This window comes from Ancylobacter sp. TW_SC_1, assembly GCF_056836805.1.
Genome location: NZ_CM166365.1, coordinates 2970780 through 2995454, shown reverse-complemented (window position 1 = coordinate 2995454; position 24675 = coordinate 2970780). Strand labels below are relative to the sequence as shown.

Here is a 24675-nt window from a genome sequence, read left to right as displayed (position 1 = left end):
CAGGACGAGGGCGGCGCGCGGGACAAAGAGTCCCGTTGCATGTGGGCGCCCGCCTCTATATCGCTCGCGGCGCCCGGGAGGAAGCCGCCCGGCGCGCGGCGGCCGAGGGGCGGGCGGACGCCATTGCAGGGAGCGCAGGCCCATGGCTCACGACCATGTCGCAACGCACGCCGCCATCTCGGCCGGTGGGGACATCGAGAAGGCTGGGAAGGACCGGCTGCGGCCGGTGCGCCTGTGGCTCTACGCCGTAGCGGCGCTGATCGTGCTGATGGTGGTGGTCGGCGGCGCCACGCGGCTCACCGAATCCGGCCTCTCCATCACCGAATGGAAGCCGGTGACCGGCACCCTGCCGCCGCTGAGCGACAGCGCGTGGCAGGCCGAGTTCGACAAATATCGGCAGATTCCGCAGTACCAGCAGATCAACCGGGGCATGAGCCTCGCCGAGTTCAAGTACATCTTCTGGTGGGAATGGGGACATAGGCTTCTCGGCCGGCTCATCGGCTTTGTTTTTCTTGTTCCCTTCCTATTTTTTCTCTGGCGCGGGCTGATCGACCGTCCATTACGCTGGAAACTCGGCGGATTGTTCGTGCTCGGCGGGCTGCAGGGGGCGGTCGGCTGGTGGATGGTGGCCTCCGGCCTCGTGCATCGGGTCGATGTGAGCCAGTACCGGCTCGCGACGCATCTGACGCTCGCCTGCATCATCCTCGCCGCCACGGTCGCGGTGGCGACCACGCTGAAGCCGGCGCGGCCGGCGCCGGGCGTGCCGGACACCGTCCGCGGCATGGCGCGGCTGCTGCTGATCGTCGTGCTGGTGCAGATCTTCCTCGGCGGGCTGGTCGCCGGCCTGGATGCCGGCCTGACCTACACGACCTGGCCGCTGATCGACGGCAAGATCATGCCGCCGATCGAGAATCTTCTTGTCCAGCAACCCGTTTGGCGCAATTTCTTCGAGAACGTCCTCACCGTGCAGTTCAACCACCGCACCGTCGCCTATGTGCTCGTCGCACTGGCGCTGGGGCACTGGATCGGCGCGCGGCGGGTGCGCGGAGCCGTGGCCCGGCGCGCCGGGCTGATCCTCCTGCTGGTGCTCGCCCAGGCCACCCTCGGCGTGCTGACGCTGATCCACCAGGTGCCGATCGACATCGCCCTGGCGCACCAGTTCGGCGCGACGCTGGTGCTGATCGCGGTGACGGTACATCTGGTGCGGCTCAGGCAAGGCGCGTAAGCGCGCCACGCTGCGGCGCAGGCTGCCGAGGGCGCTGCAATCGCTGCTGCCACCTCAAGCTGCAATTCCGCCGCCGTCCGGCTGCTTCTTCATCCGGCTGCGGAGAGGCTGGAGGACGATCCCGGATCGGTCCTGCCGACCGTCCGGGATGACCTTCTGCAGGGGGAACGATCCCGGATCGGTCCTGCGAACCGTCCGGGATGACGTTGCGCGCCAGCGACGGCCGGCGGGCCGCGCCTATTCCGCCGCGCTGCGCGGCTTCAGCGGCCGCCGCGCCAGAACCTCGGCGAGGAAGCGGCCGGTATGGCTGCGCTCAGCCTTGGCGATCACCTCCGGCGGCCCCGCCGCGACGATCTCGCCGCCACCGTCGCCGCCTTCCGGCCCGAGGTCGATGACCCAGTCGGCGGTCTTGATGACTTCGAGATTGTGCTCGATCACCACCACCGTATTGCCCTGCTCGACCAGCTCGTGCAGCACTTCAAGAAGCTTGGCGACGTCGTGGAAATGCAGGCCGGTGGTCGGCTCGTCGAGAATGTAGAGCGTGCGGCCGGTGGCGCGCTTGGAGAGCTCCTTGGAGAGCTTCACCCGCTGCGCCTCGCCGCCCGACAGCGTGTTGGCCTGCTGGCCGACATGGATGTAGCCGAGCCCGACGCGGGCCAGCGTCTCCAGCTTGTCGCGCACCGCCGGCACCGCCTTGAAGAACTCGGCCCCCTCGTCGACCGTCATGTCGAGCACGTCGGCGATCGACTTGTTCTTGAAGGTGACTTCCAGCGTCTCGCGGTTGTAGCGCTTGCCCTTGCAGACGTCGCAGGTGACGTAGACGTCGGGCAGGAAGTGCATCTCGATCTTGATGACGCCGTCGCCCTGGCACGCCTCGCAGCGCCCGCCCTTGACGTTGAAGGAGAAGCGCCCGGGCCCGTAGCCGCGCGCCTTCGCCTCCGGCAGGCCGGAGAACCATTCGCGGATCGGCGTGAAGGCGCCGGTATAGGTCGCCGGGTTCGAGCGCGGCGTGCGGCCGATCGGCGACTGGTCGATGTCGATCACCTTGTCGAGGTGCTCCAGCCCCTCCAGCCCGTCATGGGCGAGGGGCGGCTCGGAGGCGCCGTTGAGCCGGCGTGCCACGGCGCGGTAGAGCGTGTCGACCAGCAGCGTCGACTTGCCGCCGCCGGACACGCCGGTGACGGCGGTGAACAGGCCGAGCGGAATCTCCGCGGTGACGTTCTTCAGGTTGTTGGCGCGCGCATTGACCACGCGCAGCAGGCGCTTGCGGTCCGGCTTGCGGCGCCTTGGCACCGGCACCGTCAACTCGCCGGTCAGGTATTTGCCGGTGAGCGAGTTCGGGTTGGCGAGGATTTCCTGCGGCGTGCCCTGGGCGACGATGCGCCCGCCATGCACGCCGGCGCCGGGGCCGACATCGACGACATAATCGGCGGCGAGGATCGCGTCCTCGTCATGCTCGACCACGATCACCGTGTTGCCGAGGTCGCGCAGCCGGCGCAGCGTGCCGAGCAGCCGCTCATTGTCGCGCTGGTGCAGGCCGATGGAGGGTTCGTCCAGCACATAGAGCACCCCGGTCAGCCCCGAGCCGATCTGCGAGGCGAGGCGGATGCGCTGGCTCTCGCCGCCCGACAGCGTGCCGGAGGCGCGGGCCAGGGTGAGATAGTCCAGCCCGACATCGAGCAGGAAGGCGAGGCGCTCGCGGATTTCCTTGAGGATGCGCGCGGCGATCTCGTTCTGCTTGTCGGTGAGCTGGCCGGGCAGGGCGGCGAACCAGTCGAGCGCGGTGCGCACCGAAAGCTCGGCCGCCTGGCCGATGTGCCGGCCGGCGATCTTCACCGCCCGCGCCTCGGGCTTCAGGCGGTAGCCATCGCAGGCGGCGCAAGGCACGGCGGAGAAATACTTGCCGATCTCCTCGCGCGCCCAGTCGCTCTCGGTCTCGCGCCAGCGCCGCTCCAGATTGGTGACGATGCCCTCGAAGGTCTTGGAGGTCTCGTAGGCTCGCATGCCGTCGTCATAGACGAAGCGGATCACGTCCGGCCCGGAGCCGTGCAGGATCACCTTCTGCACCTTCTCCGGCAGGTCCGCCCACGGCACGGTCAGCTTCACCCCGTAATGGCGGGCGATGGCGTCGAGCGTCTGGCCGTAATAGGGCGAGGTCGACTTCGCCCACGGCGCGATGGCGCCCTGCTTCAGCGAGCGCGACTTGTCCGGCACGATGAGGTCCGGGTCGATCTTGCTCTCATGGCCGAGCCCGTCGCAGGTCGGGCAGGCGCCGAACGGATTGTTGAAGGAGAACAGCCGCGGCTCGATCTCGGAAATGGTGAAGCCGGAGACCGGGCAGGCGAACTTCTCGGAGAAGACGATGCGGCGCGGCTCGCCGTTCTCTTCCTTCTCGTCGGCGAACTCGATCACCGCGATGCCGTCGGCAAGGCCGAGCGCCGTCTCGAAGGAATCGGCGAGGCGGCTGGCGATGTCCGGGCGCACGACGAGGCGGTCCACCACCACGTCGATGTCGTGCTTGAACTTCTTGTCCAGCGCCGGCGCCTCGGCGATCTCGTGGAACTCGCCGTCGACCTTGACCCGCTGGAAGCCCTTCTTCTGGAACTCGGCGAGTTCCTTGCGGTACTCGCCCTTGCGCCCGCGCACCACCGGCGCCAGCAGATAGAGGCGCGCCTTCTCCGGCAAAGCGAGTACGCGGTCGACCATCTGGCTGACCGTCTGGCTCTCGATCGGCAGGCCGGTGGCCGGCGAATAGGGCACGCCGACCCGCGCCCAGAGCAGGCGCATATAGTCGTAGATCTCGGTGACGGTGCCGACCGTCGAGCGCGGATTCTTCGAGGTGGTCTTCTGCTCGATGGAAATGGCCGGCGACAGGCCGTCGATCTGGTCGACGTCCGGCTTCTGCATCATCTCCAGGAACTGGCGGGCATAGGCCGACAGGCTCTCGACATAGCGCCGCTGGCCCTCGGCATAGATGGTGTCGAAGGCGAGCGACGACTTGCCCGAGCCCGACAGCCCGGTGAACACCACGAGGCTGTCGCGCGGGATCTCGAGATCGACATTCTTGAGGTTGTGCTCGCGCGCGCCGCGGATCGCAATCGTACGGGCATCGCGGCGCGGGATATCCACGCGGTCCTTCATTCCGAACTCTTCTCGCCGGTTTCTCTACGGGCAGCTACGCCAGATACATCGCTTCCGGGGCGGCGCACTCCCGAGAAAAGGACCGCCCGGCGCGGGGATCAGCCCCCGACGCCGTTCAGTACGGCGGCGAGGCCGGCCGCCACGACCAATCCACCGGCTACGGCGAGAAAGGCGCGGCGGATCAGCACCTGACGGGCTTCCTCGGCGCGGATGGCGATGGCGCGGGCGCGCGGGCGGTTGCGCATATGGGTCATGATGGGACGAAGCTCCCTTGAGAACGCGAAGTAAACATAGTCTCGCTCCGGCACTTCGCAATGAGCGACTCGGCGCTCTTGCACCAGACTAGACGCAATGCTAGGAACATAACAAGAACGTATTTGACGCGCCCCGCTTTGGCGGCGCAATATGTGGACAAGCGTCCGACCACCGTGCCGGGCGATGCCGGCTGGTCTAGGATGCGTTCCCTTTTTAGAGCGCGCGCCACGGCGGGCGTCCGACTGTTTCGGAGGACAAGATGGCGGGCAGCGTCAACAAGGTGATCCTGATCGGCAATCTCGGCCGCGATCCGGAAGTGCGCACGTTCCAGAATGGCGGGCGGGTGTGCAATTTGCGCATCGCCACCTCGGAAACCTGGCGCGACAAGGCGTCGGGCGAGCGCAAGGAGCGCACCGAGTGGCACAGCGTGGTGATCTTCAACGAGAACCTGCTGCGGGTCGCCGAGCAGTATCTGCGCAAGGGCTCCAAGGTCTATATCGAAGGCCAGATCGAGACCCGCAAGGCGACCGACCAGAACGGCGGCGAGCGCTATTTCACCGAGGTGGTGCTGCGGCCCTTCCGCGGCGAGCTCACCATTCTCGACAGCCGCAGCGGCGGCGGCTCCGAGAGCGGCGACGACTATAGCGCCGGCAGCGGCTTTGGCGCGGGATCCGGCGGCGGCGGATCGAGCAGCGGGCGTTCCTTCGGCGGCGAGCGCAGACCGGCGGCGGCCAGCAGCGGGAGCGGCGGCGGCACGTTCGGCGGCGGTTCCAGTGGCGGCGGCGATCTCGACGACGAAATTCCGTTCTGAACCGGAGTGACCGGCTCCCGCCGGATCGCTTCCGGGGGAGCCGATCGAGGGGGGCTTCCTTCCGCGAGGGCATGGGCCCGCGCCGCTGGCAGGCGCGCGCCTGCGGGTGAGTACTGCTGCGGGCGAGCGAACCGTCGGGTGGGTTGCCGCATGAACCTCGCACCATTGCTTGACGCTTCGCCGGCGATCCGCCTCCACGCCTTCAGCGCCCTCGCCGCGCTGGGGCTGGGGGCCGTGCAGCTTGCCGCGCCGAAGGGCACGCTGCCGCATCGCGCGTTCGGCTGGCTCTGGTCCGGGCTGATGGCGACGGTGGCGCTGTCCTCGTTCTGGATCCACCAGATGCGCTGGTTCGGGCCGTTCGGGCCGATCCATCTGCTCTCGCTGTTCGTCGTGTGGGCGCTTCCCATGGCGCTCATCCGGGCCCATCGGGGCGAGGTTGCCCGCCACGCCGCGGGGATGGCCGGCCTGTTCTGTTGGGGACTGGTTCTGGCCGGCCTGTTCACCTTCTGGCCTGGCCGCATCATGCATCAGGTGCTGTTCGGCTCGTGAGAAGGGCGCGCCGAACCGGCGGGACCGCAACGAGGACGGATTCTGAACGCAATCTATAATTGCATACACGGCAACCAACGATTGTAGCGCGCCGTTAACATGGTACTCTTCTCCGCCAACGGAACGTGGAGGAGTGTCATGAGCGACCCGGCCGTTTCCGAAAATCCGCCACCCGCCTCGCGCGAGGGGCGGGCCACTCTCTTCTCCTTCGTCTTCAGGTGCCTGATCCTCGGCGCCCTGGTCGGCTTCGTCTATTTGTTCAGCCAGCCGATAGGCGCCCTGCTGCAGAACACGGCGAGCATCAAATACGACAAGCTCGAAGTCTCGGTTCAGCTGACGGACGATTCGCGCGAGGTCCTCAACGCCCTTCTCGCGGTGATCAAGGTCACGCCGGATTGGAACGACGCGCAGAAGATCACGGCGCTCGAACAGCTTCTCTACCGCTACGAACGTTTCATCGAGGCCACCATCATCTCCGAAAAGACCGGAGGCGCCTCGCGAACCGGATATGACCGGGCATTCCTGCAGTTGCTGGACGGCGATGTCGCCGCCGCCCGGGCAACGCTCGATGAACTCTATGCCCGCCACCCCACGCTGTGGAACATCGACGAGATCCGGCGCCTGCTTGTCGCGCTGCCGGCGTCGCCATCGGCGGAGCAGTTTCAGGCGCTCTACGCCGACATCGCGGCCTATTGCGCGTGGGGCGCCGATCCAGCGCTGGTGCAACGCATGAGGGATGCCGCCGGCCCGGTTCGCGCAGCTCCGCGAAAGGGCTGCGGCCAGTAGGCCGTCAGTTCAGGAACGACGCCCGTATCCCGTCGATCACGAACTGCACCGCCAGTGCCGCCAGCACGATGCCGAGCAGGCGCGACAGGATGACGTTGCCGGTGACGCCGAGCAGCCTGTCCATGCGTTCGGCGGCGAGGAAGACCGCGAGGCAGCTGCCGATCACCAGGGCGGTGATGGCGAACAGCGCCGCCAGCCGCATCGGATCGCCCTTCGCCTCGCCGGCCAGCAGCAGCATGGCGGTGATGGCGCCGGGGCCGGCCATCAGCGGAATGGCCAACGGGAAGACGGCGAGGGTGCGCAGCAGCTTCTCGCGCAGGGCGACCTCGGTGGCGTCAAACTTGCGCTCGGTACGCCGGCCGAACACCATCTCGAAGGAAATGGTGAACAGCAGCAGCCCGCCGGCGATGCGGAAGGCCGGCAGGGTGATGCCGAGCGCCGCCAGCAGCGGCGCGCCGACAAGGCCGAACACGGTCATGACGGCCAGCGCGATGATGGACGAGCGCCAGGCCACCAGGCGCCGCTCGGAGCCCGTCAGGTCGTTGGTCACGGCGAGGAAGAGCGGCGCCAGCCCGATCGGGTCGATCACGACCAGCATCGTGACCACGGCGGAGAAGACATAATCCAGCACGATCCTACCTCTTCCCCGCCTGATCCGCACCGGCGTCCTGGCCGACGGACCCCGCCGTGCCTTCATAAGACCGCGCTCCGCCTGGCATGCCAAGGGCGCTTTTGGCGACGGTCGGCAGCTCCCGCCGCCACGCTTCCGCCACGTTCCGCCGGCACTGCGGAAACGTCATTGTAAGGCTTTGTATTATAACGTTTTTTCGGGCCCGCTAAATTGTCGTTTAGCTGGCGTCGAAGAGCGGAATCGGCTACACAGGGCCACCTGTTCCGCAACCACGGAAAGACGATTCCTTGTCCGATTCCGATACGATCAAGCCGGAGGGCGGCGGCCCTTCGGATATCCGGCCCGTCTCGATCACCGAAGAACTGTCGCGCAGCTATCTCGATTACGCGATGAGCGTCATCGTCTCGCGCGCCCTGCCGGATGTGCGAGACGGCCTGAAGCCGGTGCACCGCCGCATCCTGTTCTCGATGCGCGAGAACAATTACACGCCCGACCGGCCCTACAACAAATCCGCCCGCGTCACCGGCGACACGATGGGCAAGTACCATCCGCACGGCAACCAGGCGATCTACGACGCGCTGGTGCGCTTGGCGCAGGATTTCTCCATGCGCCTGCCGCTGATCGACGGGCAGGGCAATTTCGGCTCCGTCGACGGCGACCCGCCGGCGGCCGAACGCTACACCGAGGTGCGCCTCGCCAAGCCGGCGATGACGCTGCTGGACGACCTCGACAAGGACACGGTCGACTTCCAGGACAATTATGACGGCCGCGAGCAGGAGCCGGTCGTGCTGCCGGCACGCGTCCCGAACCTGCTGGTCAACGGCGCCGGCGGCATCGCCGTCGGCATGGCGACCAACATCCCGCCGCATAATCTCGGCGAGGTGGTGGACGCCTGCATCGCACTCATCGACGACCCGGCGCTCGAGATCGAGCGGCTGCTGGACTACATCCACGGCCCGGATTTCCCCACCAGCGCGCTCATCCTCGGGCGCAGCGGCATCCGGCAGGCCTACCTTACCGGTCGCGGCTCCATCGTCATGCGCGCCCGCGCCACCATCGAGGAGCTGCGCAAGGACCGCGACGCCATCATCGTCACCGAGATTCCCTATCAGGTGAACAAGGCGACGATGATCGAGCGCATCGCCGAACTGGTGCGCGACAAGCGGCTCGAAGGCATCGCCGAGATTCGCGACGAATCCTCGCGCGAGGGCATGCGGATCGTGTTCGAGATCAAGCGCGACGCCCAGGCCGACGTCGTGCTGAACAATCTCTACCGCATGACCGCGCTGCAGACCTCGTTCGGCGCCAACATGGTGGCGCTCAACGGCGGCAAGCCGGCACTGATGACGCTGCACGACCTGCTGTCGGCCTTCGTGATCTTCCGGGAAGATGTTGTTAGCCGGCGCACAAAATTCCTGCTGCGCAAGGCGCGCGACCGCGCCCATGTGCTGGTGGGCCTCGCCATCGCCGTCGCGAACATTGACGAGATCATCCACACCATCCGCACCTCGCCCGATCCGGCATCCGCCCGCGAGGCGCTGATGACGCGGCACTGGCCCGCCATGGACGTGGCGCCGCTGATCGCGCTGATCGACGACCCGCGCCATCGACTGGCCGATGACAACACCTATCGCCTCTCGGAAGAACAGGCCCGCGCCATCCTGGAGCTGCGCCTGCAGCGCCTCACCGCGCTGGGCCGCGACGAGGTCGCCGACGAGCTCGACAAGATCGCCGTCGAGATCCGCGACTATCTCGACATCCTCGCCAGCCGCGAGCGCATCCGCACCATTGTCAAGGACGAACTCCTTGCGGTGAAAGCGGAATTCGGCACGCCGCGAAAGACCGAGATCACCGAGGCGGAAGGCGACTTCGAGGACGAGGACCTCATCGCCCGCGAGGACATGGTCGTCACCGTTTCCCATGCCGGCTATGTAAAGCGCGTCCCGCTGTCGACCTATCGGGCGCAGCGGCGTGGCGGCAAGGGCCGTTCGGCCATGCAGACGCGCGACGAGGATTTCGTCACCCGTCTCTTCGTCGCCTCGACCCACGCGCCCGTGCTGTTCTTCTCCTCCAAGGGGCAGGTCTACAAGCTCAAGGTGTGGCGCCTGCCCATCGCCGCGCCGCAGGCGCGCGGCAAGGCGCTGGTCAACATCCTGCCGCTCACCGAGGGCGAGCGCATCACCTCGATCATGGCGCTGCCGGATGAGGAGGCGTGGAGCCGGCTACAGATCATGTTCGCCACCACCTCCGGCACGGTGCGGCGCAACGAGCTTTCCGATTTCACCAATGTGAACCGGAACGGCAAGATCGCGATGAAGCTGGAGGAGGGCGAGTCGATCGCCGACGTGCAGCTCTGCACCGAGGCCGACGACGTGCTGCTCACCAGCGCCAACGGCCAGTGCATCCGCTTCCCCGCCACCGAGGTGCGCGTGTTCAAGGGCCGCGATTCCATGGGCGTGCGCGGCGTGCAGCTCGAGGCCGGCGACCGCCTCATCTCGATGGCGATCATCCACCATGTCGACGCCTCGGCCGAGGAGCGCGCCGAGTACATCAAGCGCGCCAATGCGGTCCGCCGCGCGCAGAGCGGCACCGAGGTCGAGGACGTCACCGACATGGAGGTCGAGGACGCTCTGGAGGAGGTCGAGACCGGCGGCGACGCCGCGTCCTTCGATCAGGCCCGCTACATCACGATGAGCGCGGCCGAGCAGTTCATCCTCACCCTGTCGGAGAATGGCTACGGCAAGCGCACCTCGTCCTATGAATACCGGACCACGCGGCGCGGCGGCAAGGGTATCGTCGCCATGGCGGTCAACGAGCGCAACGGGCCGCTGATCGCCTCCTTCCCGGTGGAGGAGGGCGACCAGATCATGCTGGTCACCGATGGCGGCCAGCTCATCCGCTGCCCGGTCAACGGCATCCGCATCGTCGGACGCGGCAGCCAGGGCGTGATCGTGTTCGATACCGCCGAGGACGAAAAGGTCGTCTCGGTCGAGCGCGTGACCGAGGAAGACGGCGAGGAAAGCCTCGGCGAGGAGGCGGCGGACTGATCCGCCGGCTCCACCCGCAGGCAAATCGATCGGACAGTGGAGCGGCGCCGGCCACGGCGCCGCTGCCGTTTGAGGGCCATGACATGCGTCGCGTCTGTGTCTTTCTCGGCTCCAATGCCGGCCATCGCCCGGCCTATGCCGAGGCGGCGACGGCGCTCGGCACCGCGCTCGCCCGCGAGGGCATCGGCCTCGTCTATGGCGGCGCCGCGGTTGGGCTGATGGGGCGCGTGGCCGATGCCGCGCTGGCGGCGGGCGGCGAGGTCATCGGGGTCATCCCGCGCCATCTCGTCGAGAAGGAGATCGCCCATTCCGGCCTCGGCGACCTGCGCGTCGTCGCCTCCATGCACGAGCGCAAGGCGCTGATGGCCGAGCTTGCCGACGGCTTCGTCGCCCTGCCGGGCGGCATCGGCACGCTGGAGGAGCTGTTCGAGGTGTGGACCTGGGCGCAGCTCGGCAGCCACGACAAGCCCTGCGCCGTGCTCGACGTGGCGGGCTATTACACGCGTCTTCTCGGCTTCGTCGACCACATGGTGGAGGAGGGGTTCCTGCGCGCCGCCCATCGCGACATGCTGCTCGTCGCCGACCGGCCGGACGATCTGCTGGCCCGGCTGCGCGCCTATCGGGCGCCGGCCGTCACCAAATGGATCGGGCGCGAGGAACGCTGAGATCGGCAACAGCGACGCCCGGCCGGTGCCCGTTGTGCTTGCGTCCGTCGCGGGAGGCCGCTAACCCTTGCCGCGCACCGAGGGGCACCCTATGAGCGCGATGCGCACCGCCTTCTATCCCGGCTCGTTCGATCCGCCGACCAACGGCCATGCCGAGGTGGCGCGCGCCGCCGCGCGGCTGGCCGACCGGCTGGTCGTCGGCGTCGGCGTCCATCCCGGCAAGGCGCCGCTGTTCACGCCGGCGGAGCGGCTGGAGATGCTGCGCGAGGTGTTCGAGCCGATCGCCCGCGAGGAGGGAGCCGCGTTCGACTGTGTCACCTTCGACAATCTCGTCGTCGACGCCGCCGAGGCGCAGGGCGCCAGCCTGCTGATCCGCGGCCTGCGCGACGGCACCGATCTCGACTACGAAATGCAGATGGCCGGCATGAACGCGGTGCTGAAACCGCGCGTGCAGACGGTCTTTCTTCCGGCCTCGCCGATCGCCCGCCCCATCACCGCCACTCTGGTCCGGCAGATCGCTGCCATGGGCGGCGACGTGTCCGCCTTCGTGCCGCCCGCCGTACAAATCCGCCTCAGGGCCCGGTTCGACCGCGCCGGCTAGCGGCGGACGCCGGTCCGCCATTGCTCAACGGAGTTCATATAAATGATCCGAAGCCTCACCGCCGCCTTCGCCCTCGTCTGTGCGCTGGCCGTCGCGGCCATCGCGCCGGCCGCGGCGCAGGCCCCCAAGCTGCCGCCGAATGTCGATCCGCAGAACGCCATCATCATGCAGACCACCAAGGGTCCGGTGATCTTCGTGCTGCGCGCCGACCTCGCCCCCCAGCACGCCGAGCGCATCAAGACGCTGGCGCGCGAGGGCTATTATGACAACGTGCCGTTCCACCGCGTCATCGAGGGCTTCATGGCCCAGACCGGCGACGGCCAGTACGGCAACGGCACGGGCGGCTCGCGCTATCCCAACCTGCCGGCCGAGTTCTCCAACGTGCCCTTCAAGCGCGGCACGGTGGGCATGGCCCGCGCTTCCGCCCCGAACAGCGCCAATTCGCAGTTCTTCATCACCTTCGGCGACGCCTCGTTCCTGAACGGCCAGTACACCGTCATCGGCCAGGTCGTCTCCGGCATGGAGAACGTCGACAAGATCAAGCGCGGCGAGCCGGTGCAGAACCCGGACAAGATCATCTCGATGAAGGTGGCAGCGGACGTCAAGTGACGCCGCGTGGACGTCAAGTGACGCCGCGCGGGCGTGAAATGACGCCGGCCCGCGTATATCATTCGCAAGGAGAGTAAAATGACCGATACCGCCGAAACCACGCTGCTGCTCGAAACCACGCAGGGTCCGGTCAAGATCCGCTTCCGCCCCGATCTGGCGCCCGGCCATGTCGCGCGCATCGCCGAGCTGGCCAAGCAGGGCTTCTATGACGGCGTGGTGTTCCACCGCGTGATCGAGGGCTTCATGGCGCAGACCGGCGATCCGACCGGCACCGGCCGCGGCGGCTCGGGCAAGAACCTGAAGGCAGAGTTCAACAAGGGCCGCCACGTGCGCGGCACGGTCTCCATGGCCCGCGCCCAGCATCCCGATTCCGGCGACAGCCAGTTCTTCATCTGCTTCGGCGACGCCGGCTTCCTCGACGGCCAGTACACCGTCTGGGGCGAGGTGACCGAGGGCATGGAGAACGTCGACAAGATCAAGCGCGGCGAGCCGGTGCAGAACCCGGACAAGATCGTCAAGGCGACCGTTTCCGCCTGATCGCGTTCGTCCCGACACGGCGTCATCCCGGCCGCGCATCCGCGCGCGCCGGGATCGTCTTATGAAAGGGTGCCCGGTCCCGGCGCGCGCCTGCGCGGCGTCCGGGAGGACGGCACGACATCATGCGCGTCGACCTGTTCGATTTTCATCTTCCGCCCGAATGCATCGCGCTGCGTCCCGCCTCGCCGCGCGACGCGGCGCGCATGCTGGTCGTGCGTCCCGGCGCCACGCCGGAACTCGCCGACGCGCAGGTGCGCGACCTGCCCGACCTTCTGGCGCCGGGCGACGCGCTGGTGGTGAACGACACCCGTGTCTTCCCCGCCCGGCTCGACGGCATCCGCCGCCGCGCCTCCTCGCAGGGCGAGGGGGTGAAGGTGGAAGCGATGCTGCACAAGCGGCTCGCCCCCGACACCTGGCTGGCGCTGGCGCGCCCCGGCAAGCGGCTGGCGGTCGGCGATACGATCGAATTCGCCTCCGCCGACGGCTCGGGAACGCTCGCCGCCGCCATCGCGGCGAAAGGCGAGGGCGGCGAGGTGACGCTGCGCTTCGCGGCCTCGGGTCCCGCGCTCGACGCCGCCATCGCCGCCATCGGCCATATCCCGCTGCCGCCCTATATCGCCGCCAAGCGGCCGGACGATGCGCTGGACCGCGCCGACTACCAGACCATGTTCGCGAGCCATGAGGGCTCCGTCGCCGCGCCCACCGCCGGCCTGCATTTCACGCCCGAGCTGATCGCGCGGCTGGAAGCGCGCGGCGTCAGCACCCATCGCGTGACCCTGCATGTCGGCGCCGGCACCTTCCTGCCGGTGAAGGCCGACGACACCAGCGATCACCGCATGCATGCCGAATGGGGCGAGGTGTCCCTTGAGACCGCCGCCGCGCTCAACGCCGTGAAGGCGCGCGGCGGCCGGGTGGTCACCGTCGGCACCACGGCGACGCGGCTCATCGAGAGCGCGGCCGCCGATGACGGCAGGCTCGGCGCGTGGCGCGGCGAGACCGACATCTTCATCACCCCCGGCAGCCGCTTCCGCTTCATCGACGGCATGCTGACCAATTTCCACCTGCCGCGCTCGACACTGGTGATGCTGGTGGCCGCCTTCATCGGCCACGAGAGCCAGAAGCGCGCCTATGCGCACGCGATTCACGCCGGCTACCGCTTCTATTCCTATGGCGACGCCTGCCTTTTGCTGCCACAAGCCCGGCCATGAATAATCCCGACACTCGCGAACAGACCGATTTCCACTACCGCCTGCACGCCACCGACGGCGCGGCCCGCCTCGGCGAGGTCGTCACGCCGCGCGGCGTCGTGCGCACGCCGGCCTTCATGCCGGTCGGCACCGCCGGCACGGTGAAGGGCATGTACCCCGAGCAGGTGCGCGAGCTCGGCGCCGACATCCTGCTCGGCAACACCTATCACCTGATGCTGCGTCCCGGCGCCGAGCGGGTGGCGGCGCTCGGCGGGCTGCACGCGCTGATGCGCTGGCCTCACCCGATCCTCACCGATTCCGGCGGCTTCCAGGTCATGTCGCTGGCGGCGCTGCGCAAGATGAGCGAGAAGGGCGTCACCTTCCGCTCGCATATCGACGGCGCCTATCACGAGCTGACGCCCGAACGCTCCATCGAGATCCAGGGCCTGCTCGGCTCCGACATCCAGATGCAGCTCGACGAATGCGTGCGGCTGCCCGCCAGCAAGGAGGAGATCGCCCGCGCGCTGCGCCTGTCGCTGCGCTGGGCCGAGCGCTCCAAGAAGGCGTTCGAGGCGCAGCCGAAGGGCAGGGCGCTGTTCGGCATCGTGCAGGGCGGCGACGACGCGGTGCTGCGCGAGGAATCCGCGCGCGGGCTCGTCGCTATCGACTTCCCCGGCTACTCCATCGGCGGGCTCGCGGTCGGCGAGCCGCAGGCGGTGATGCTGGCGATGCTGGAAGTGGTGGCGCCGATCCTGCCCATGGGCAAGCCGCGCTACCTGATGGGGGTGGGCACGCCGGACGACATCATCGAGAGCGTGGCGCGCGGTGTCGACATGTTCGACTGCGTGATGCCGACGCGCGCCGGCCGCCACGCGCAGGCCTTCACCCGCTTCGGCAGGATCAACCTGAAGAACGCCCGCCACGCCGAGGACCCGCGCCCGCTCGACGAGGAAAGCGACTGCCCGGCGGCGCGCGACTATTCCCGCGCCTATCTGCACCACCTCGTGCGCTGCGACGAGATGCTCGGCTCGATGCTGCTGACCTGGGTGAACCTCGCCTATTACCAGAGCCTGATGGCCGGCATCCGCGCCGCCATCGCGCAGGGACGCTTCGAGGCGTTCAAGGCCGAGGTCAAGGAAGGCTGGGCGCGCGGGGATATCGCGGCGCGCTGATCCTGTTTCTCCTGCCGGGATAACGCCCGAAAAAGTCATGCCCGGCACGAGGCCGGGCATGACGTCGTCTCAGGCTCAGCCGTGCAGCTTGGTGGCGATGGTCGCCACATGCTTGCCCTGGAAGCGGGCGCCGGCCAGCTCGACCTGGGAAGGCTGACGCGAGCCGTCGCCATCGGCGATGGTCGAGGCGCCATAGGGCGAGCCGCCCTTGATCGCGTCCACGCCCATCTGGCCCTGGAAGGCATAGGGCAGGCCGACCGCCACCATGCCGTGATGCAGCAGCGTCGGCAGGAAGCCGAGGATGGTCGATTCCTGGCCGCCATGCTGGGTGGCGGACGAGGTGAACACCGAGCCGACCTTGCCGACCAGCGCGCCGGTGAACCACAGGCCGCCGGTCTGGTCGATGAAGCTGCGCATCTGCGAGGCCACCGTGCCGAAGCGGGTGGGCGCACCGAAGATGATCGCGTCATAGTCCTTCAGCTCGTCGACGGTGGCGACCGGCGCCTTCTGGTCGAGCTTGAAGTGGCCGGCCCTGGCGACGTCCTCCGGCACCGTCTCCGGCACGCGCTTCACCACCACCTCGGCACCCGCCTCGCGCGCGCCTTCGGCCACCGCTTCCGCCATGGTCTCGATGTGGCCATAGGTCGAATAATAGAGAACCAGAACCTTCGCCATGACTGCAACTCCCTGCATCTGTCGCCGGGCCTCGCTTCGGGCCCCGCCGGATTTCGTGCGGCGAAGCTAGTCCCGCGCCGCATGCATCGGAAGCGGCATGATCGACGGAACGCTCTTGCATCGGCGCAATGCAAAGCGCTTGGCCGGCGCCGCCGGCGCAACCTCTGGAAACCCCGCGCGGGAATGAACCCGAGCGGCTTGCCTTCGCCGGACGAAACCCTTAAGCCCCACCCCGTGGGAGCCCGTAGCTCAGCCGGTAGAGCACGTGACTTTTAATCATGGGGTCTTGGGTTCGAATCCCAACGGGCTCACCACGTACCAGAACATCGCACCTGACGCGTTCTCGGCCCCGGCGCCGCTTCTGAAGACGAGTGCGGGACGGAAACATGCGGGGCGTGCGGTCGCATGTGCGGCTTCCGCTCCCGGGCCCTCCAGATTCTGCTGTCCGGGCTTCCATCCGGACATCGCGGCGCCCGCGGGGCGATCCGCCGGCAGGCCGGCGCGCCGACCCTGATAATCGGGGCGTTAAAACCAGCGGCTCCGGGGGCTGCCCAATCCTTCGCCATGAGCCGACTGACTTTACGGCATCCCAGTAGTGAATCCCGCTTCCGGTGGAACGCGAAAGCCCCTATTCATTTGGAGGGAAAGGGTTGAAGCGTCGATCTCTTCACCGTTCCGCAGCCGCATGAAGGGCTTCGGGGCAGCGGAGATGGGCATGGTTTGCCATGCGCTTCGGCCGTTCCGGGTACACGAAGGCTGACGTGCGAAAGGTGCATGTCGTGGTCGAGAGCGTGAGAGGCGCGAGCAGGCTGCTGTCGGCGATCGGGCATTTCATCGCCGGAATGACCGCGCGCCACGACTGGCGTCTCGAACTGGCCGAACTGATGCCCCAGCTCGGCGCCGAGCTCGATCTGAGCCGCGTCGCGCTGTACGAGGTCCACATGTCGGCGCAAGCGGGGCTCGGCGTCACCTGCTCAATCGACTGGGCGCGGGCCGGTCTTCAGTCGCTCTCCGACAACACCCACCCGCCCGTGCGCCCCAATGAGGCGGACACGCTCCAGCGCGAATGGGCGGAACGGCGCACGCGGGGTGAGGTCATCGCGGGCCGCACCGAGGACCTCGCCGGCTATCTCGGCGCGTATTTCCGCGCCGCCGCCATCGCCAGCTTCTACACCGTCCCAGTGATGGTGAACGGTGGCTGGTGGGGCCATTTCTGCGTCAGTTCGGATGATCCGGAGCGGGTCTGGAGCGCCGATGAGCGCGCGGCGTTCGGTGCGCTCGCGGAGCTGATAGCACTGGCGGTCGAGCCCTCCCGCGCCGGGGGCGCGCTCAGCGAGGCCAGCCGCCAGGCCATGCTCGCCGCGGCACTCGATGCCATCGTGACCATCGACGAAGCCGGCCAGATCGTCGATTTCAATCCGGCGGCGGAAGCCATGTTCGGGTTTCGACGCGAGGCGGTGATCGGCCGGAATCTGAACGAGACCATCATGCCCGCGCGCTACCGCAACGCCCACGAGTTCGGCATGATCCGCTACATGTCGGGAGGCGAGCCGCACATTCTCGGCCAGCGGATCGAGATCGAAGCGCGGGCATCGGACGGCCGGGTGTTTCCCATCGAGCTGACGGTAACGGAAATACGGACCGACCAGCGGCGCCTGTTCATCGCCTATCTCAGGGATATCTCGGAGCGCATCCGCGCCAAGGAGGAACTGGAGCGCCTTGCCTATACCGACGCCGTCACCGGCCTCGCCAACCGCGCCGGCGTCACCCGGCTGATCCGAACGCAGGGGCACGGTCCTCACGGCGTGCTGGTGATGCGCCTGCCGGATCTGGCGACGCTCTCCGCCAGCTTCGGCGAGGAATTCATCCAGCCCCTCGTCGCGGCGATGGCCGACCGCCTGAAGGCGCACCTGCCGGAGGCATCCCACCTCGCGCGCACCGGCGAGAGCGAGTTCGCCATCGTCCTGATGAAAGCCGCCGAGCCCGACATGCTGGGCGCGCAGATGGACGCGTTGCTCCACACGCCGCTCGTGATCGGGGGAAGGCGATTCTATCTGCACACCGGCATCGGCATCGCCACGGGCCCCGGCGAGCTGGAGCAGTTGCTGCGTGATGCGGAGCTGGCCTCCCAATCCTGCCGATCCGCCCTGGGCTGGAGCCTGTTCGACGAGTCGCTGCGCGCCGAGCACCAGCATAGTCTGGAACTGGAAGCCGCCCTGCGCGAAGCGGTGATGGCGCGGAGCAATGAAATCCACCCGGTCTTCCAGCCGATCGTCGACTGCCGTACCGGCGCCGTGGCCGGGTTCGAGGCGCTCGCGCGATGGACCCATCCCAGCCTCGGGCCGCTGCCGCCATCGGAGTTCATCGCGCTGGCCGAGGCGGCGGGATTGATCGACCCGCTCGGCGACCTGATCCTCGAACGCGCGGTCGAGGCGTGCGCCTGCTGGAATGCGGAGGCGAAGGACAGCGGCCCTCTCTACGTCTCGGTCAACCTCTCCGCGCCGCAGCTCGCCGCACCCGATCTCATCCAGCGGCTCGACGACATCCTCTCCCGTCACGGCGTCGCGGGCGGTGCCCTGTGCCTCGAACTGACCGAGAGCACGCTCGTCGCGCAGCCGGCCATGGCGGCAGCGCGGATACAGCAGCTCAAGACTCTCGGCTGTTCCGTCGCCATCGACGATTTCGGCACCGGCTATTCCAGCTTCAGCTATCTGCAGCATCTGCCGGCCGACGTGCTCAAGATCGACCGTTCCTTCATGCAGGACCTCCCGCACGAGCCCCGTGCGCGCAAGATCGTGGCGGTCATGGTGGAACTGGCCCATGCGCTCGGCATGTCGGTCGTGGCCGAAGGCGTCGAGACGACGGAAACCATGCGCGCGGTCGAACAGGTCGGATGCGATTTCGTGCAGGGCTATCTGACCGGGCGGCCGATGACTCTCGACGAGGCGCTCGCCCGCAGCAACGAAGCCGCGCGGGCCGGCACCGGGTCAATCGTCCCTCCCTCTGGCAGCTAGTTGCCCGTCATGCTCTCCAGCCGCGCGATCACGGTCTGGTGGAACTGGTCGAGCGAGTCGATGCTCGTATGGTCGATGCCCGGCTGGCCGGAAAGGTCGATGTTCTCCAGATCGCCGGGATAGCCGGCGACGGCCGTCATCGGCACGCCGAAGCCGTCCTGCGCCCAGAAATTGATGAGCACCGCCACGTTGTCCGGCACCGGGGCGGGATCGGTGGCATCGAAGGTGACTCCGAGATCGACCGGAATGTCCTGCGCCCCGATGCTGGTCGCCACCGACACCACCGCATTGGCGCCGAGCGAATGGCCGATCAGGATGACCGGCCCGGCATGGCCTTCCTGATAGCGCTGCGTGATGAGGTCGATGACCTTCTGCGCCTCGTCCCAGCCATAGATTTCCGAGTGGTAGCCCTGCGCGACAAGCTCCTGCGCCAGCGCGTCCAGCCCCTGCGAGAACACGCCGAACAGGCCGCGCAGCAGATAGACATGCGTCTGCGCACGCGCGGGCAGGGGAGCCGTGGCGGCCGTCGCGTGCGGCGGCTTCGTCGCCGCCACGGCGGGAGCAAACATCACCGAGGCGAACACCGCCGGGATCAGGAGCAGCGACACGGCGATGAGGATGCGCGGCAGTTTCATTTTCGTCCCCCGGAGCGTACCAAGCGCGCCAAGTTTGCTTGGCCCGCAGGTGCTTTGTCCATGGCCCGGCGCCCGATCCACCAGGGAGTTTCCCATGCCCGCGACCGTCGCACGCGTCCCGACAGCCAATGCCAGCCGCTACCTGCAGCAGCTCTGCAAGCACTGGGCGCATAAGCTCGACGTCACCTTCACGCCCGCGCATGGCGAGGTGAAGCTGCCGGACGGCGCGATCGCCACGATGGACGCCGGCCCGGAGGCGCTCGACGTGCGGATCGAGGCGGCCGACGCCGAACTGCTGGAGCGGATGAAGGGCGTGGTGGCCCGCCATCTCGACCGTTTCGCGTTTCGCGAGGCGCCTTTGCCGTTCGACTGGCGCGACGCGGCGTAGGGCGGGCCGCTAGCCGGCCTTGCGGATGCGGAAGGTGAGCGTCCCGCCAGCTCGCGCCTGCGCTTCGAGCGCATGGCCGTCCCGCTGCACGAGGTGGGGAATGTCGATCACCGCCATGGGATCGGTGCATTCGACGAGGATCAGCGTGCCCGGCGCGGCGCGTTCCAGCGCCCGGCGGGTGTGCAGCGCCGGCAGCGGGCATTTGAGGCCCTTCAGGTCGAGCCTCAGGGTGGCGGGTTCAGGATCCATCGGCAAGCTCCAGCGCCCGAGTAGGACGTCGGTGCGCAGCCGGCAAGCGGAAAGCGCCGCAAGTGGAAAGCGTGATCGGGCGATGGTGCGCGCCGGCTTGACGCGAGCACCTTCCGAACCCGAAGTGCGGATACGTCATTGAGGGAGGCGAGGATGCGGCTGATCGGTTTCGCGGGATGGAGCGGGGCGGGCAAGACGACGCTGCTGGCGCGGCTGATCCCGGTGCTCGTCGGGCGCGGCCACCGCGTGTCGACGATCAAGCACGCCCATCACAATTTCGACGTCGACAAGCCGGGCAAGGATTCGCACACGCACCGGACGGTCGGCGCCTGCGAGGTGCTCATCTCCTCGGCCAATCGCTGGGCGCTGATGCACGAGCTGCGCGGCGCGCCCGAGCCGGACCTGCCGGAACTGGTCGGCCATCTGGCGCCGGTCGATCTGGTGCTGGTCGAAGGCTTCAAGCGCGACCATCACCCCAAGATCGAGATCCACCGTGCCGAGGTCGGCAAGCCGCTGCTCCATCCGGAGGATCCGCACATCATCGCCATCGCCTCCGACACGGAGCTGCCGGACGCGCCGCTGCCGGTGCTCGACCTCGACAATGTCGAGGCGATCGCCGACTTCGTCGACCAGCACGCCGCACCGATCGACGGCATCGCCTGGCGCCCCGATCAGAACGCGGGATAGGCGGCAATCAGGCGCTCCGCCTCGGCGAGTTCCTCGGGCGTGTTGACGTTGAAGAAGGGATCGACCGGCGCGACCGGCCATTCCACCGCAACGGCGCCGATACGCTGCGTCCAGCGCGCCATGCGGCGCTCGCCCTCCTCGACCAGCAGCCGGCGCAGCTGCGCGCGCGAGGCGACGTCCCACAGCCCGATCACCGGATGCGCCCGCCCGCCGGAAGCCGCATAGGCCGCGCCGGCGGTCTCGGCGGCCGCCACGAGGCGCGCGGCGAGATCCATCGGCAGGAACGGGCAGTCGGCCGCGACGGTCAGCAGGAAGCGCGCCCCCCGATCGTGCTCCGCCAGATGGTCGAGGCCGGCGAGAATGCCGGCCAGCGGGCCGGGCGTGTCGGGCAGGTTGTCCGGCACGACCGCCAGTCCCAGCCCGAAGCGTTCCGCCGCCCCATTCGCGTTGAGCATCAGCCGCGACACCTGCGGCCGCAGGCGCCGCGCGATCCGCGCGAGGATCGTCTCGCCGCCCAGCGGGAGCAGCCCCTTGTCGCCGCCGCCCATGCGACGCGACAGGCCCCCGGCGAGGATCAGTCCGGCGGGGATCAGTCCGGCAGGGATCAGTCCGGCGGGTTTGACCGTTCCCTCCATCAGGCGGTCGGCCGGGTGAGCAGATAGGCGCAGACGCCGAGAAAGATCGAGCCGATCACCGCCAGCAGCGGAACCGGCAGGCCGATGAGGATCAGCAGCCCGAAGCTGCCGACCATGCTGCCGGTCGCCACCAGCTGCGCCCAGCGCGGCACCACGCCGCTTTCGCGCCAGGCGAGAACCGCCGGGCCGAGCCTGGGATGCGTCAGCAGCCACGCCTCGAAACGCGGCGAGGAGCGCGCGAACAGCCAGGCGGCGAGGATCAGGAACACCGTTCCCGGCATGACCGGCAGGAGGATGCCGATCACGCCCAGCCCGACGCACACCCACGCAAGCGCAAACATCGCCCAGCGGCCGGGTGCCGCAAGGGAAGAGAACTTCGGCCGACGCTCCGTCATCGGGGTTCGCATGGTCGCACCATCAAGTCGTTCGACCATACTCATATAATATTCATCCCGCACTTAGGAGTTTCACGGCCACGTCACGCTCGAAAAGATGCAGCAGCAGCCGCAATGCCGCACCGCGTGGCCCCGTTAGATCGGAATCGTTCTTAACTGTTGCTATGGCTTCGGCGCGCGCCCGGGTGAGCAGGTCGCCATGCACCTCGAGCCGTGCGAGCCTGAAGCCGGGAAAGCCGCTCTGCCGGGTGCCGAGCACATCGCCCTCGCCGCGCAGCTTCAGATCCTGTTCCGCCAGGAAGAATCCGTCCTCGGAGGAGCGCAGCGCCTCCAGCCGCTGGCGGGCGATCTCGCCGAGCGGACGGCGGTAGAGCAGCAGGCAGATGGAGGCGATGTCGCCGCGCCCGACCCGCCCGCGCAGCTGATGCAGCTGGGCGAGGCCGAAGCGCTCGGCATGCTCGATGACGATGATGCTCGCCTCCGGCACGTCGACACCCACCTCGACCACGGTCGTCGCCACGAGGAGCTGCGTCTCGCCCGCCGCGAAGGCCGCCATGGCGGCGTCCTTCTCCGCGCCCTTCATCTTGCCGTGAACGAGCCCGACGCGCGCGCCGAAATGCGCCTGCAGATCGGCGAAACGCGCCTCGGCGGCGGCGAGGTCGGAACTCTCCGATTCCTCGACCAGCGGGCAGATCCAGTAGGCCCGCCGCCCTTCCGCCAAGGCCTGGCCGAGGCGCTCGACGATTTCGCCGATGCGGTCGGACGGGACGGCGCGCGTGTCGATGGGTTTGCGCCCGGCCGGCTTCTCGCGCAGTTCACTCGATTCCATGTCGCCGAAATAGGTCAGCACCAGCGTGCGCGGGATCGGCGTCGCCGTCATCACCAGCACGTCGACCGCCTCGCCCTTGGAGGCGAGGGCGAGGCGCTGGTGCACGCCGAAACGGTGCTGCTCATCGACGATGGCCAGCGCCAGCTCGCGAAAGACGACGCCTTCCTGGAACAGCGCGTGGGTGCCGATGACGAGGTCGATCTCGCCCGCCGCCAGCCGCGCCAGCAGCTCCGTGCGCGTGCGGCCCTTCTCGCGGCCGGTGAGCAGGGCAACCGACAGACCTGCCTTCTCCGCCAGCGGCGCGATGGTCTTCATGTGCTGGCGGGCGAGGATTTCGGTAGGGGCCATCAGCGCCGCCTGCCGGCCGGCCTCGATCACGCTCGCCGCCGCCAGCAGCGCCACCACCGTCTTGCCGGAGCCGACATCGCCCTGCAGCAGCCGCAGCATGCGGTCCGGCGAGGCGAGATCGGCGCGGATGGCTTTCAGCGCCTCCACCTGCGAGCCGGTCAGCGCGAAGGGCAGGGCCGTGAGGATCCGGCCGGAGACCGAGCCGTCGCCGACGCTCGGCCGTCCCGCCTGCTTCACCGTCCGCTCCCGCAGCAGCGCGAGGGCGAGCTGGCCCGCCAGCAATTCGTCGTAGGCGAGCCGCTGCCAGGCCGGGCCGGCGAGGCTGGCATCGAGCGTGTCGTAGGGCTGGTGAACCTTGCGCAGCGCGGCGTGGAAACCGATATCGGGCGTGTCCGCCTGCCATTCGGGCAGTTCGGCGGTCTGCGCCAGCGCCGCCTCGACGGCGCGCCGCACATGGCCCTGGCTGAGACCTTCCACCAGCGGATAGACCGGCTCGATCGGCGGCAGCCTGGCGAGGCCGGCGGCGTCGACCACGCGATCGGGGTGAACCATCTGCGCCATGCCGTCGTAGAGCGTCACGGTGCCCGAGACCCAGCGCGTCTCGCCGACGGGGAGCAGCCGCTCCATCCAGCTGCGTTCGGCCTTGAAGAAGGCGAGCCCGAGGTCGCCGGTGGCGTCATGGCCGTAGACGCGATAGGGCGCGCGGGAACCGCGCGGGGGCGCGACATGGCGGTCGACATGAATCTCCACCGTCACCACTGTGTCGGGCACGACATCGGCCAGCGTCGGCCGCGCCCGGCGGTCGATGGTGGAGGAGGGCAGGTGCAGCAGCAGGTCGAGCACCCGCGCGCCGTCCTCCCGCCCCAGCAGGCGGTTGAACGGCCGGGCGAGCTTCGGGCCGATGCCGGGCAGGCCGGTGATCGAGGCGAAATAGGGATTGAGAATGTCGGGCCGCATGATGCCGGGAAGGTGGACGAAGGAGCGCCGGGGCGCAATGCGGTGGGCGGCACTCGTCAGGGGGATGGAGTCGGATGGCGAGTCTTTGCTGGGTCCCGGATCGGCGCTGCACGTCGTGCAGCTTGTCCGGGAAACGGGAAATGGCGTGTCCCGGACAGGCGACGCCGGAGGCGGAGCGCCGATCCGGGACCCGGCGAAGACGCTTCGGCGTTTTCCTTTTCGGCTTCTACCCGGCAAAGCGTGGCACATCCCCGCCCAATGCCTACCTGACAGCGCCCGCGCGGCGCGCTAAACACTCCGCCTTTCCCGAGCCGTCTTTTGCGCGGCGCCGCGAAACCGAGGCCGACACATGACCGGAACCACGCGTTCGAGCGCGGGTCTCGATGCCCGCCGCCGCCGTATTCTCTACCGCGCCTGGCACCGCGGCACGCGCGAGATGGACCTGCTCATGGGCCGTTTCGCCGATGCCCATATCGGCGATCTCAGCGAGGACGAGGTCGCCGACTTCGAATTGCTGATCGAGGTCGAGGATCCCGACCTGTTCGGCTGGCTCGGCGGCGGCGAGCCGCCGCCGCAATTCGATACACCCGTTTTCCACCGCTTCCGGCAGTTCCATCTGTCGGGTGAGGGCGTCCCTGAAATATGAA

General features: G+C 68.4%; 24 protein-coding genes and 1 tRNA gene. 16 read left to right on the top strand and 9 right to left on the bottom strand.

The window, feature by feature from the left end:
• Positions 1-142 precede the first annotated feature (142 nt).
• Positions 143-1225 (top strand): COX15/CtaA family protein, encoded by a 1083-nt coding sequence (locus AC1PZ7_RS13820; RefSeq protein WP_482355789.1) that lies wholly within the window; start codon positions 143-145, stop codon positions 1223-1225.
• Between the two features lie 237 nt (positions 1226-1462).
• Here the strand turns inward: AC1PZ7_RS13820 and uvrA are convergent, their stop codons facing one another.
• Positions 1463-4366 carry an excinuclease ABC subunit UvrA gene (gene uvrA, locus AC1PZ7_RS13815; RefSeq protein WP_482355788.1) on the bottom strand — a complete coding sequence of 968 codons (2904 nt, stop codon included), beginning with the start codon at positions 4364-4366 and terminating at the stop codon, positions 1463-1465.
• A 98-nt stretch (positions 4367-4464) separates the two neighbouring features.
• The gene (locus AC1PZ7_RS13810) at positions 4465-4620 is read right to left on the bottom strand and encodes a hypothetical protein (RefSeq protein WP_482355787.1); all 156 of its coding nucleotides are present in this window, start codon (positions 4618-4620) and stop codon (positions 4465-4467) included.
• Between the two features lie 260 nt (positions 4621-4880).
• Here AC1PZ7_RS13810 and ssb point away from each other — a divergent pair, with 260 nt between their 5' ends.
• From ssb to AC1PZ7_RS13795, 3 genes are all read left to right on the top strand, one after another.
• Positions 4881-5432 carry a single-stranded DNA-binding protein gene (gene ssb, locus AC1PZ7_RS13805; protein WP_482355786.1) on the top strand — a complete coding sequence of 184 codons (552 nt, stop codon included), beginning with the start codon at positions 4881-4883 and terminating at the stop codon, positions 5430-5432.
• A 150-nt stretch (positions 5433-5582) separates the two neighbouring features.
• Entirely contained in the window at positions 5583-5981 is a 399-nt protein-coding gene (locus AC1PZ7_RS13800) for a DUF2306 domain-containing protein (protein ID WP_482355785.1), read from the top strand.
• 138 nt (positions 5982-6119) lie between these two features.
• Positions 6120-6767: a hypothetical protein gene (locus tag AC1PZ7_RS13795; RefSeq protein WP_482355784.1), complete on the top strand. Its 648-nt coding sequence runs from the start codon at positions 6120-6122 to the stop codon at positions 6765-6767.
• 4 nt (positions 6768-6771) lie between these two features.
• Here the strand turns inward: AC1PZ7_RS13795 and AC1PZ7_RS13790 are convergent, their stop codons facing one another.
• Positions 6772-7398, bottom strand: a complete 627-nt coding sequence (locus AC1PZ7_RS13790) for a MarC family protein (protein WP_482355783.1) — start codon at positions 7396-7398, stop codon at positions 6772-6774.
• 287 nt (positions 7399-7685) lie between these two features.
• Here AC1PZ7_RS13790 and gyrA point away from each other — a divergent pair, with 287 nt between their 5' ends.
• The 7 genes from gyrA to tgt all read left to right on the top strand — a co-directional run bounded on the left by gyrA (position 7686) and on the right by tgt (position 15216).
• On the top strand, positions 7686-10445 hold the full coding sequence (gene gyrA / locus AC1PZ7_RS13785) for a DNA gyrase subunit A (protein WP_482355782.1): 2760 nt from the start codon (positions 7686-7688) through the stop codon (positions 10443-10445).
• Positions 10446-10528: 83 nt separating this feature from the next.
• Entirely contained in the window at positions 10529-11110 is a 582-nt protein-coding gene (locus AC1PZ7_RS13780; protein WP_482355781.1) for an LOG family protein, read from the top strand.
• A gap of 100 nt (positions 11111-11210) precedes the next feature.
• Positions 11211-11711, top strand: coding sequence for a pantetheine-phosphate adenylyltransferase (gene coaD, locus AC1PZ7_RS13775; protein WP_482359650.1), 501 nt, complete (start codon positions 11211-11213; stop codon positions 11709-11711).
• Positions 11712-11753: 42 nt separating this feature from the next.
• A complete protein-coding gene (locus AC1PZ7_RS13770; RefSeq protein WP_482355780.1) occupies positions 11754-12320 on the top strand; it encodes a peptidylprolyl isomerase in 567 nt (188 codons plus the stop codon).
• A gap of 78 nt (positions 12321-12398) precedes the next feature.
• Positions 12399-12857, top strand: coding sequence for a peptidylprolyl isomerase (locus tag AC1PZ7_RS13765; RefSeq protein ID WP_482355779.1), 459 nt, complete (start codon positions 12399-12401; stop codon positions 12855-12857).
• A gap of 122 nt (positions 12858-12979) precedes the next feature.
• The gene (gene queA, locus AC1PZ7_RS13760) at positions 12980-14065 is read left to right on the top strand and encodes a tRNA preQ1(34) S-adenosylmethionine ribosyltransferase-isomerase QueA (RefSeq protein WP_482355778.1); all 1086 of its coding nucleotides are present in this window, start codon (positions 12980-12982) and stop codon (positions 14063-14065) included.
• Positions 14062-15216 (top strand): tRNA guanosine(34) transglycosylase Tgt, encoded by a 1155-nt coding sequence (tgt, locus tag AC1PZ7_RS13755; protein ID WP_482355777.1) that lies wholly within the window; start codon positions 14062-14064, stop codon positions 15214-15216. The genes queA and tgt overlap by 4 nt, the downstream gene beginning before the upstream one ends.
• A 75-nt stretch (positions 15217-15291) precedes the next feature.
• Here the strand turns inward: tgt and wrbA are convergent, their stop codons facing one another.
• On the bottom strand, positions 15292-15891 hold the full coding sequence (gene wrbA / locus AC1PZ7_RS13750; RefSeq protein WP_482355776.1) for an NAD(P)H:quinone oxidoreductase: 600 nt from the start codon (positions 15889-15891) through the stop codon (positions 15292-15294).
• Between the two features lie 238 nt (positions 15892-16129).
• On the opposite strand from wrbA, the gene AC1PZ7_RS13745 reads away from it, so the two are divergent.
• Together AC1PZ7_RS13745 and AC1PZ7_RS13740 are read left to right on the top strand one after the other, a co-directional pair.
• Positions 16130-16205, top strand: a tRNA-Lys gene (locus AC1PZ7_RS13745).
• Positions 16206-16652: 447 nt separating this feature from the next.
• Positions 16653-18905, top strand: a complete 2253-nt coding sequence (locus AC1PZ7_RS13740) for a putative bifunctional diguanylate cyclase/phosphodiesterase (RefSeq protein ID WP_482355775.1) — start codon at positions 16653-16655, stop codon at positions 18903-18905.
• Here the strand turns inward: AC1PZ7_RS13740 and AC1PZ7_RS13735 are convergent.
• Positions 18902-19540: a lipase family protein gene (locus AC1PZ7_RS13735; RefSeq protein WP_482355774.1), complete on the bottom strand. Its 639-nt coding sequence runs from the start codon at positions 19538-19540 to the stop codon at positions 18902-18904. The genes AC1PZ7_RS13740 and AC1PZ7_RS13735 overlap by 4 nt on opposite strands.
• 94 nt (positions 19541-19634) lie before the next feature.
• On the opposite strand from AC1PZ7_RS13735, the gene AC1PZ7_RS13730 reads away from it, so the two are divergent.
• A complete protein-coding gene (locus AC1PZ7_RS13730) occupies positions 19635-19928 on the top strand; it encodes a DUF2218 domain-containing protein (RefSeq protein WP_482355773.1) in 294 nt (97 codons plus the stop codon).
• Between the two features lie 9 nt (positions 19929-19937).
• Here the strand turns inward: AC1PZ7_RS13730 and AC1PZ7_RS13725 are convergent, their stop codons facing one another.
• Positions 19938-20177 (bottom strand): sulfurtransferase TusA family protein, encoded by a 240-nt coding sequence (locus AC1PZ7_RS13725; protein ID WP_482355772.1) that lies wholly within the window; start codon positions 20175-20177, stop codon positions 19938-19940.
• A 153-nt stretch (positions 20178-20330) separates the two neighbouring features.
• On the opposite strand from AC1PZ7_RS13725, the gene mobB reads away from it, so the two are divergent.
• Positions 20331-20864, top strand: a complete 534-nt coding sequence (gene mobB / locus AC1PZ7_RS13720; RefSeq protein ID WP_482355771.1) for a molybdopterin-guanine dinucleotide biosynthesis protein B — start codon at positions 20331-20333, stop codon at positions 20862-20864.
• Here the strand turns inward: mobB and mobA are convergent.
• The 3 genes from mobA to recG all read right to left on the bottom strand — a co-directional run bounded on the left by mobA (position 20849) and on the right by recG (position 24028).
• Positions 20849-21499 carry a molybdenum cofactor guanylyltransferase MobA gene (mobA, locus tag AC1PZ7_RS13715; RefSeq protein WP_482355770.1) on the bottom strand — a complete coding sequence of 217 codons (651 nt, stop codon included), beginning with the start codon at positions 21497-21499 and terminating at the stop codon, positions 20849-20851. The genes mobB and mobA overlap by 16 nt on opposite strands.
• Positions 21499-21840, bottom strand: a complete 342-nt coding sequence (locus AC1PZ7_RS13710) for a YbaN family protein (RefSeq protein WP_482355769.1) — start codon at positions 21838-21840, stop codon at positions 21499-21501. The genes mobA and AC1PZ7_RS13710 overlap by 1 nt, the downstream gene beginning before the upstream one ends.
• A 106-nt stretch (positions 21841-21946) precedes the next feature.
• Positions 21947-24028, bottom strand: coding sequence for an ATP-dependent DNA helicase RecG (recG, locus tag AC1PZ7_RS13705; protein WP_482355768.1), 2082 nt, complete (start codon positions 24026-24028; stop codon positions 21947-21949).
• Positions 24029-24377: 349 nt separating this feature from the next.
• Between recG and AC1PZ7_RS13700 the strand changes: the two genes are divergently transcribed.
• Positions 24378-24674: an FAD assembly factor SdhE gene (locus tag AC1PZ7_RS13700; RefSeq protein ID WP_482355767.1), complete on the top strand. Its 297-nt coding sequence runs from the start codon at positions 24378-24380 to the stop codon at positions 24672-24674.
• The last annotated feature ends 1 nt before the right edge of the window (position 24675 follow it).

Bases quoted from the DNA above. Each gene is read 5' to 3' on its own strand.
- AC1PZ7_RS13700 (WP_482355767.1), top strand. From the start codon at position 24,378: ATGACCGGAACCACGCGTTCGAGCGCGGGTCTCGATGCCCGCCGCCGC.
- AC1PZ7_RS13810 (WP_482355787.1), bottom strand. From the start codon at position 4,620: ATGACCCATATGCGCAACCGCCCGCGCGCCCGCGCCATCGCCATCCGC.
- mobA (WP_482355770.1), bottom strand. From the start codon at position 21,499: ATGGAGGGAACGGTCAAACCCGCCGGACTGATCCCTGCCGGACTGATC.
- uvrA (WP_482355788.1), bottom strand. From the start codon at position 4,366: ATGAAGGACCGCGTGGATATCCCGCGCCGCGATGCCCGTACGATTGCG.
- AC1PZ7_RS13820 (WP_482355789.1), top strand. From the start codon at position 143: ATGGCTCACGACCATGTCGCAACGCACGCCGCCATCTCGGCCGGTGGG.
- AC1PZ7_RS13765 (WP_482355779.1), top strand. From the start codon at position 12,399: ATGACCGATACCGCCGAAACCACGCTGCTGCTCGAAACCACGCAGGGT.
- AC1PZ7_RS13730 (WP_482355773.1), top strand. From the start codon at position 19,635: ATGCCCGCGACCGTCGCACGCGTCCCGACAGCCAATGCCAGCCGCTAC.
- AC1PZ7_RS13710 (WP_482355769.1), bottom strand. From the start codon at position 21,840: ATGTTTGCGCTTGCGTGGGTGTGCGTCGGGCTGGGCGTGATCGGCATC.
- AC1PZ7_RS13770 (WP_482355780.1), top strand. From the start codon at position 11,754: ATGATCCGAAGCCTCACCGCCGCCTTCGCCCTCGTCTGTGCGCTGGCC.
- tgt (WP_482355777.1), top strand. From the start codon at position 14,062: ATGAATAATCCCGACACTCGCGAACAGACCGATTTCCACTACCGCCTG.
- AC1PZ7_RS13780 (WP_482355781.1), top strand. From the start codon at position 10,529: ATGCGTCGCGTCTGTGTCTTTCTCGGCTCCAATGCCGGCCATCGCCCG.
- queA (WP_482355778.1), top strand. From the start codon at position 12,980: ATGCGCGTCGACCTGTTCGATTTTCATCTTCCGCCCGAATGCATCGCG.
- mobB (WP_482355771.1), top strand. From the start codon at position 20,331: ATGCGGCTGATCGGTTTCGCGGGATGGAGCGGGGCGGGCAAGACGACG.
- AC1PZ7_RS13725 (WP_482355772.1), bottom strand. From the start codon at position 20,177: ATGGATCCTGAACCCGCCACCCTGAGGCTCGACCTGAAGGGCCTCAAA.
- wrbA (WP_482355776.1), bottom strand. From the start codon at position 15,891: ATGGCGAAGGTTCTGGTTCTCTATTATTCGACCTATGGCCACATCGAG.
- recG (WP_482355768.1), bottom strand. From the start codon at position 24,028: ATGCGGCCCGACATTCTCAATCCCTATTTCGCCTCGATCACCGGCCTG.
- AC1PZ7_RS13800 (WP_482355785.1), top strand. From the start codon at position 5,583: ATGAACCTCGCACCATTGCTTGACGCTTCGCCGGCGATCCGCCTCCAC.
- AC1PZ7_RS13795 (WP_482355784.1), top strand. From the start codon at position 6,120: ATGAGCGACCCGGCCGTTTCCGAAAATCCGCCACCCGCCTCGCGCGAG.
- AC1PZ7_RS13735 (WP_482355774.1), bottom strand. From the start codon at position 19,540: ATGAAACTGCCGCGCATCCTCATCGCCGTGTCGCTGCTCCTGATCCCG.
- ssb (WP_482355786.1), top strand. From the start codon at position 4,881: ATGGCGGGCAGCGTCAACAAGGTGATCCTGATCGGCAATCTCGGCCGC.
- coaD (WP_482359650.1), top strand. From the start codon at position 11,211: ATGCGCACCGCCTTCTATCCCGGCTCGTTCGATCCGCCGACCAACGGC.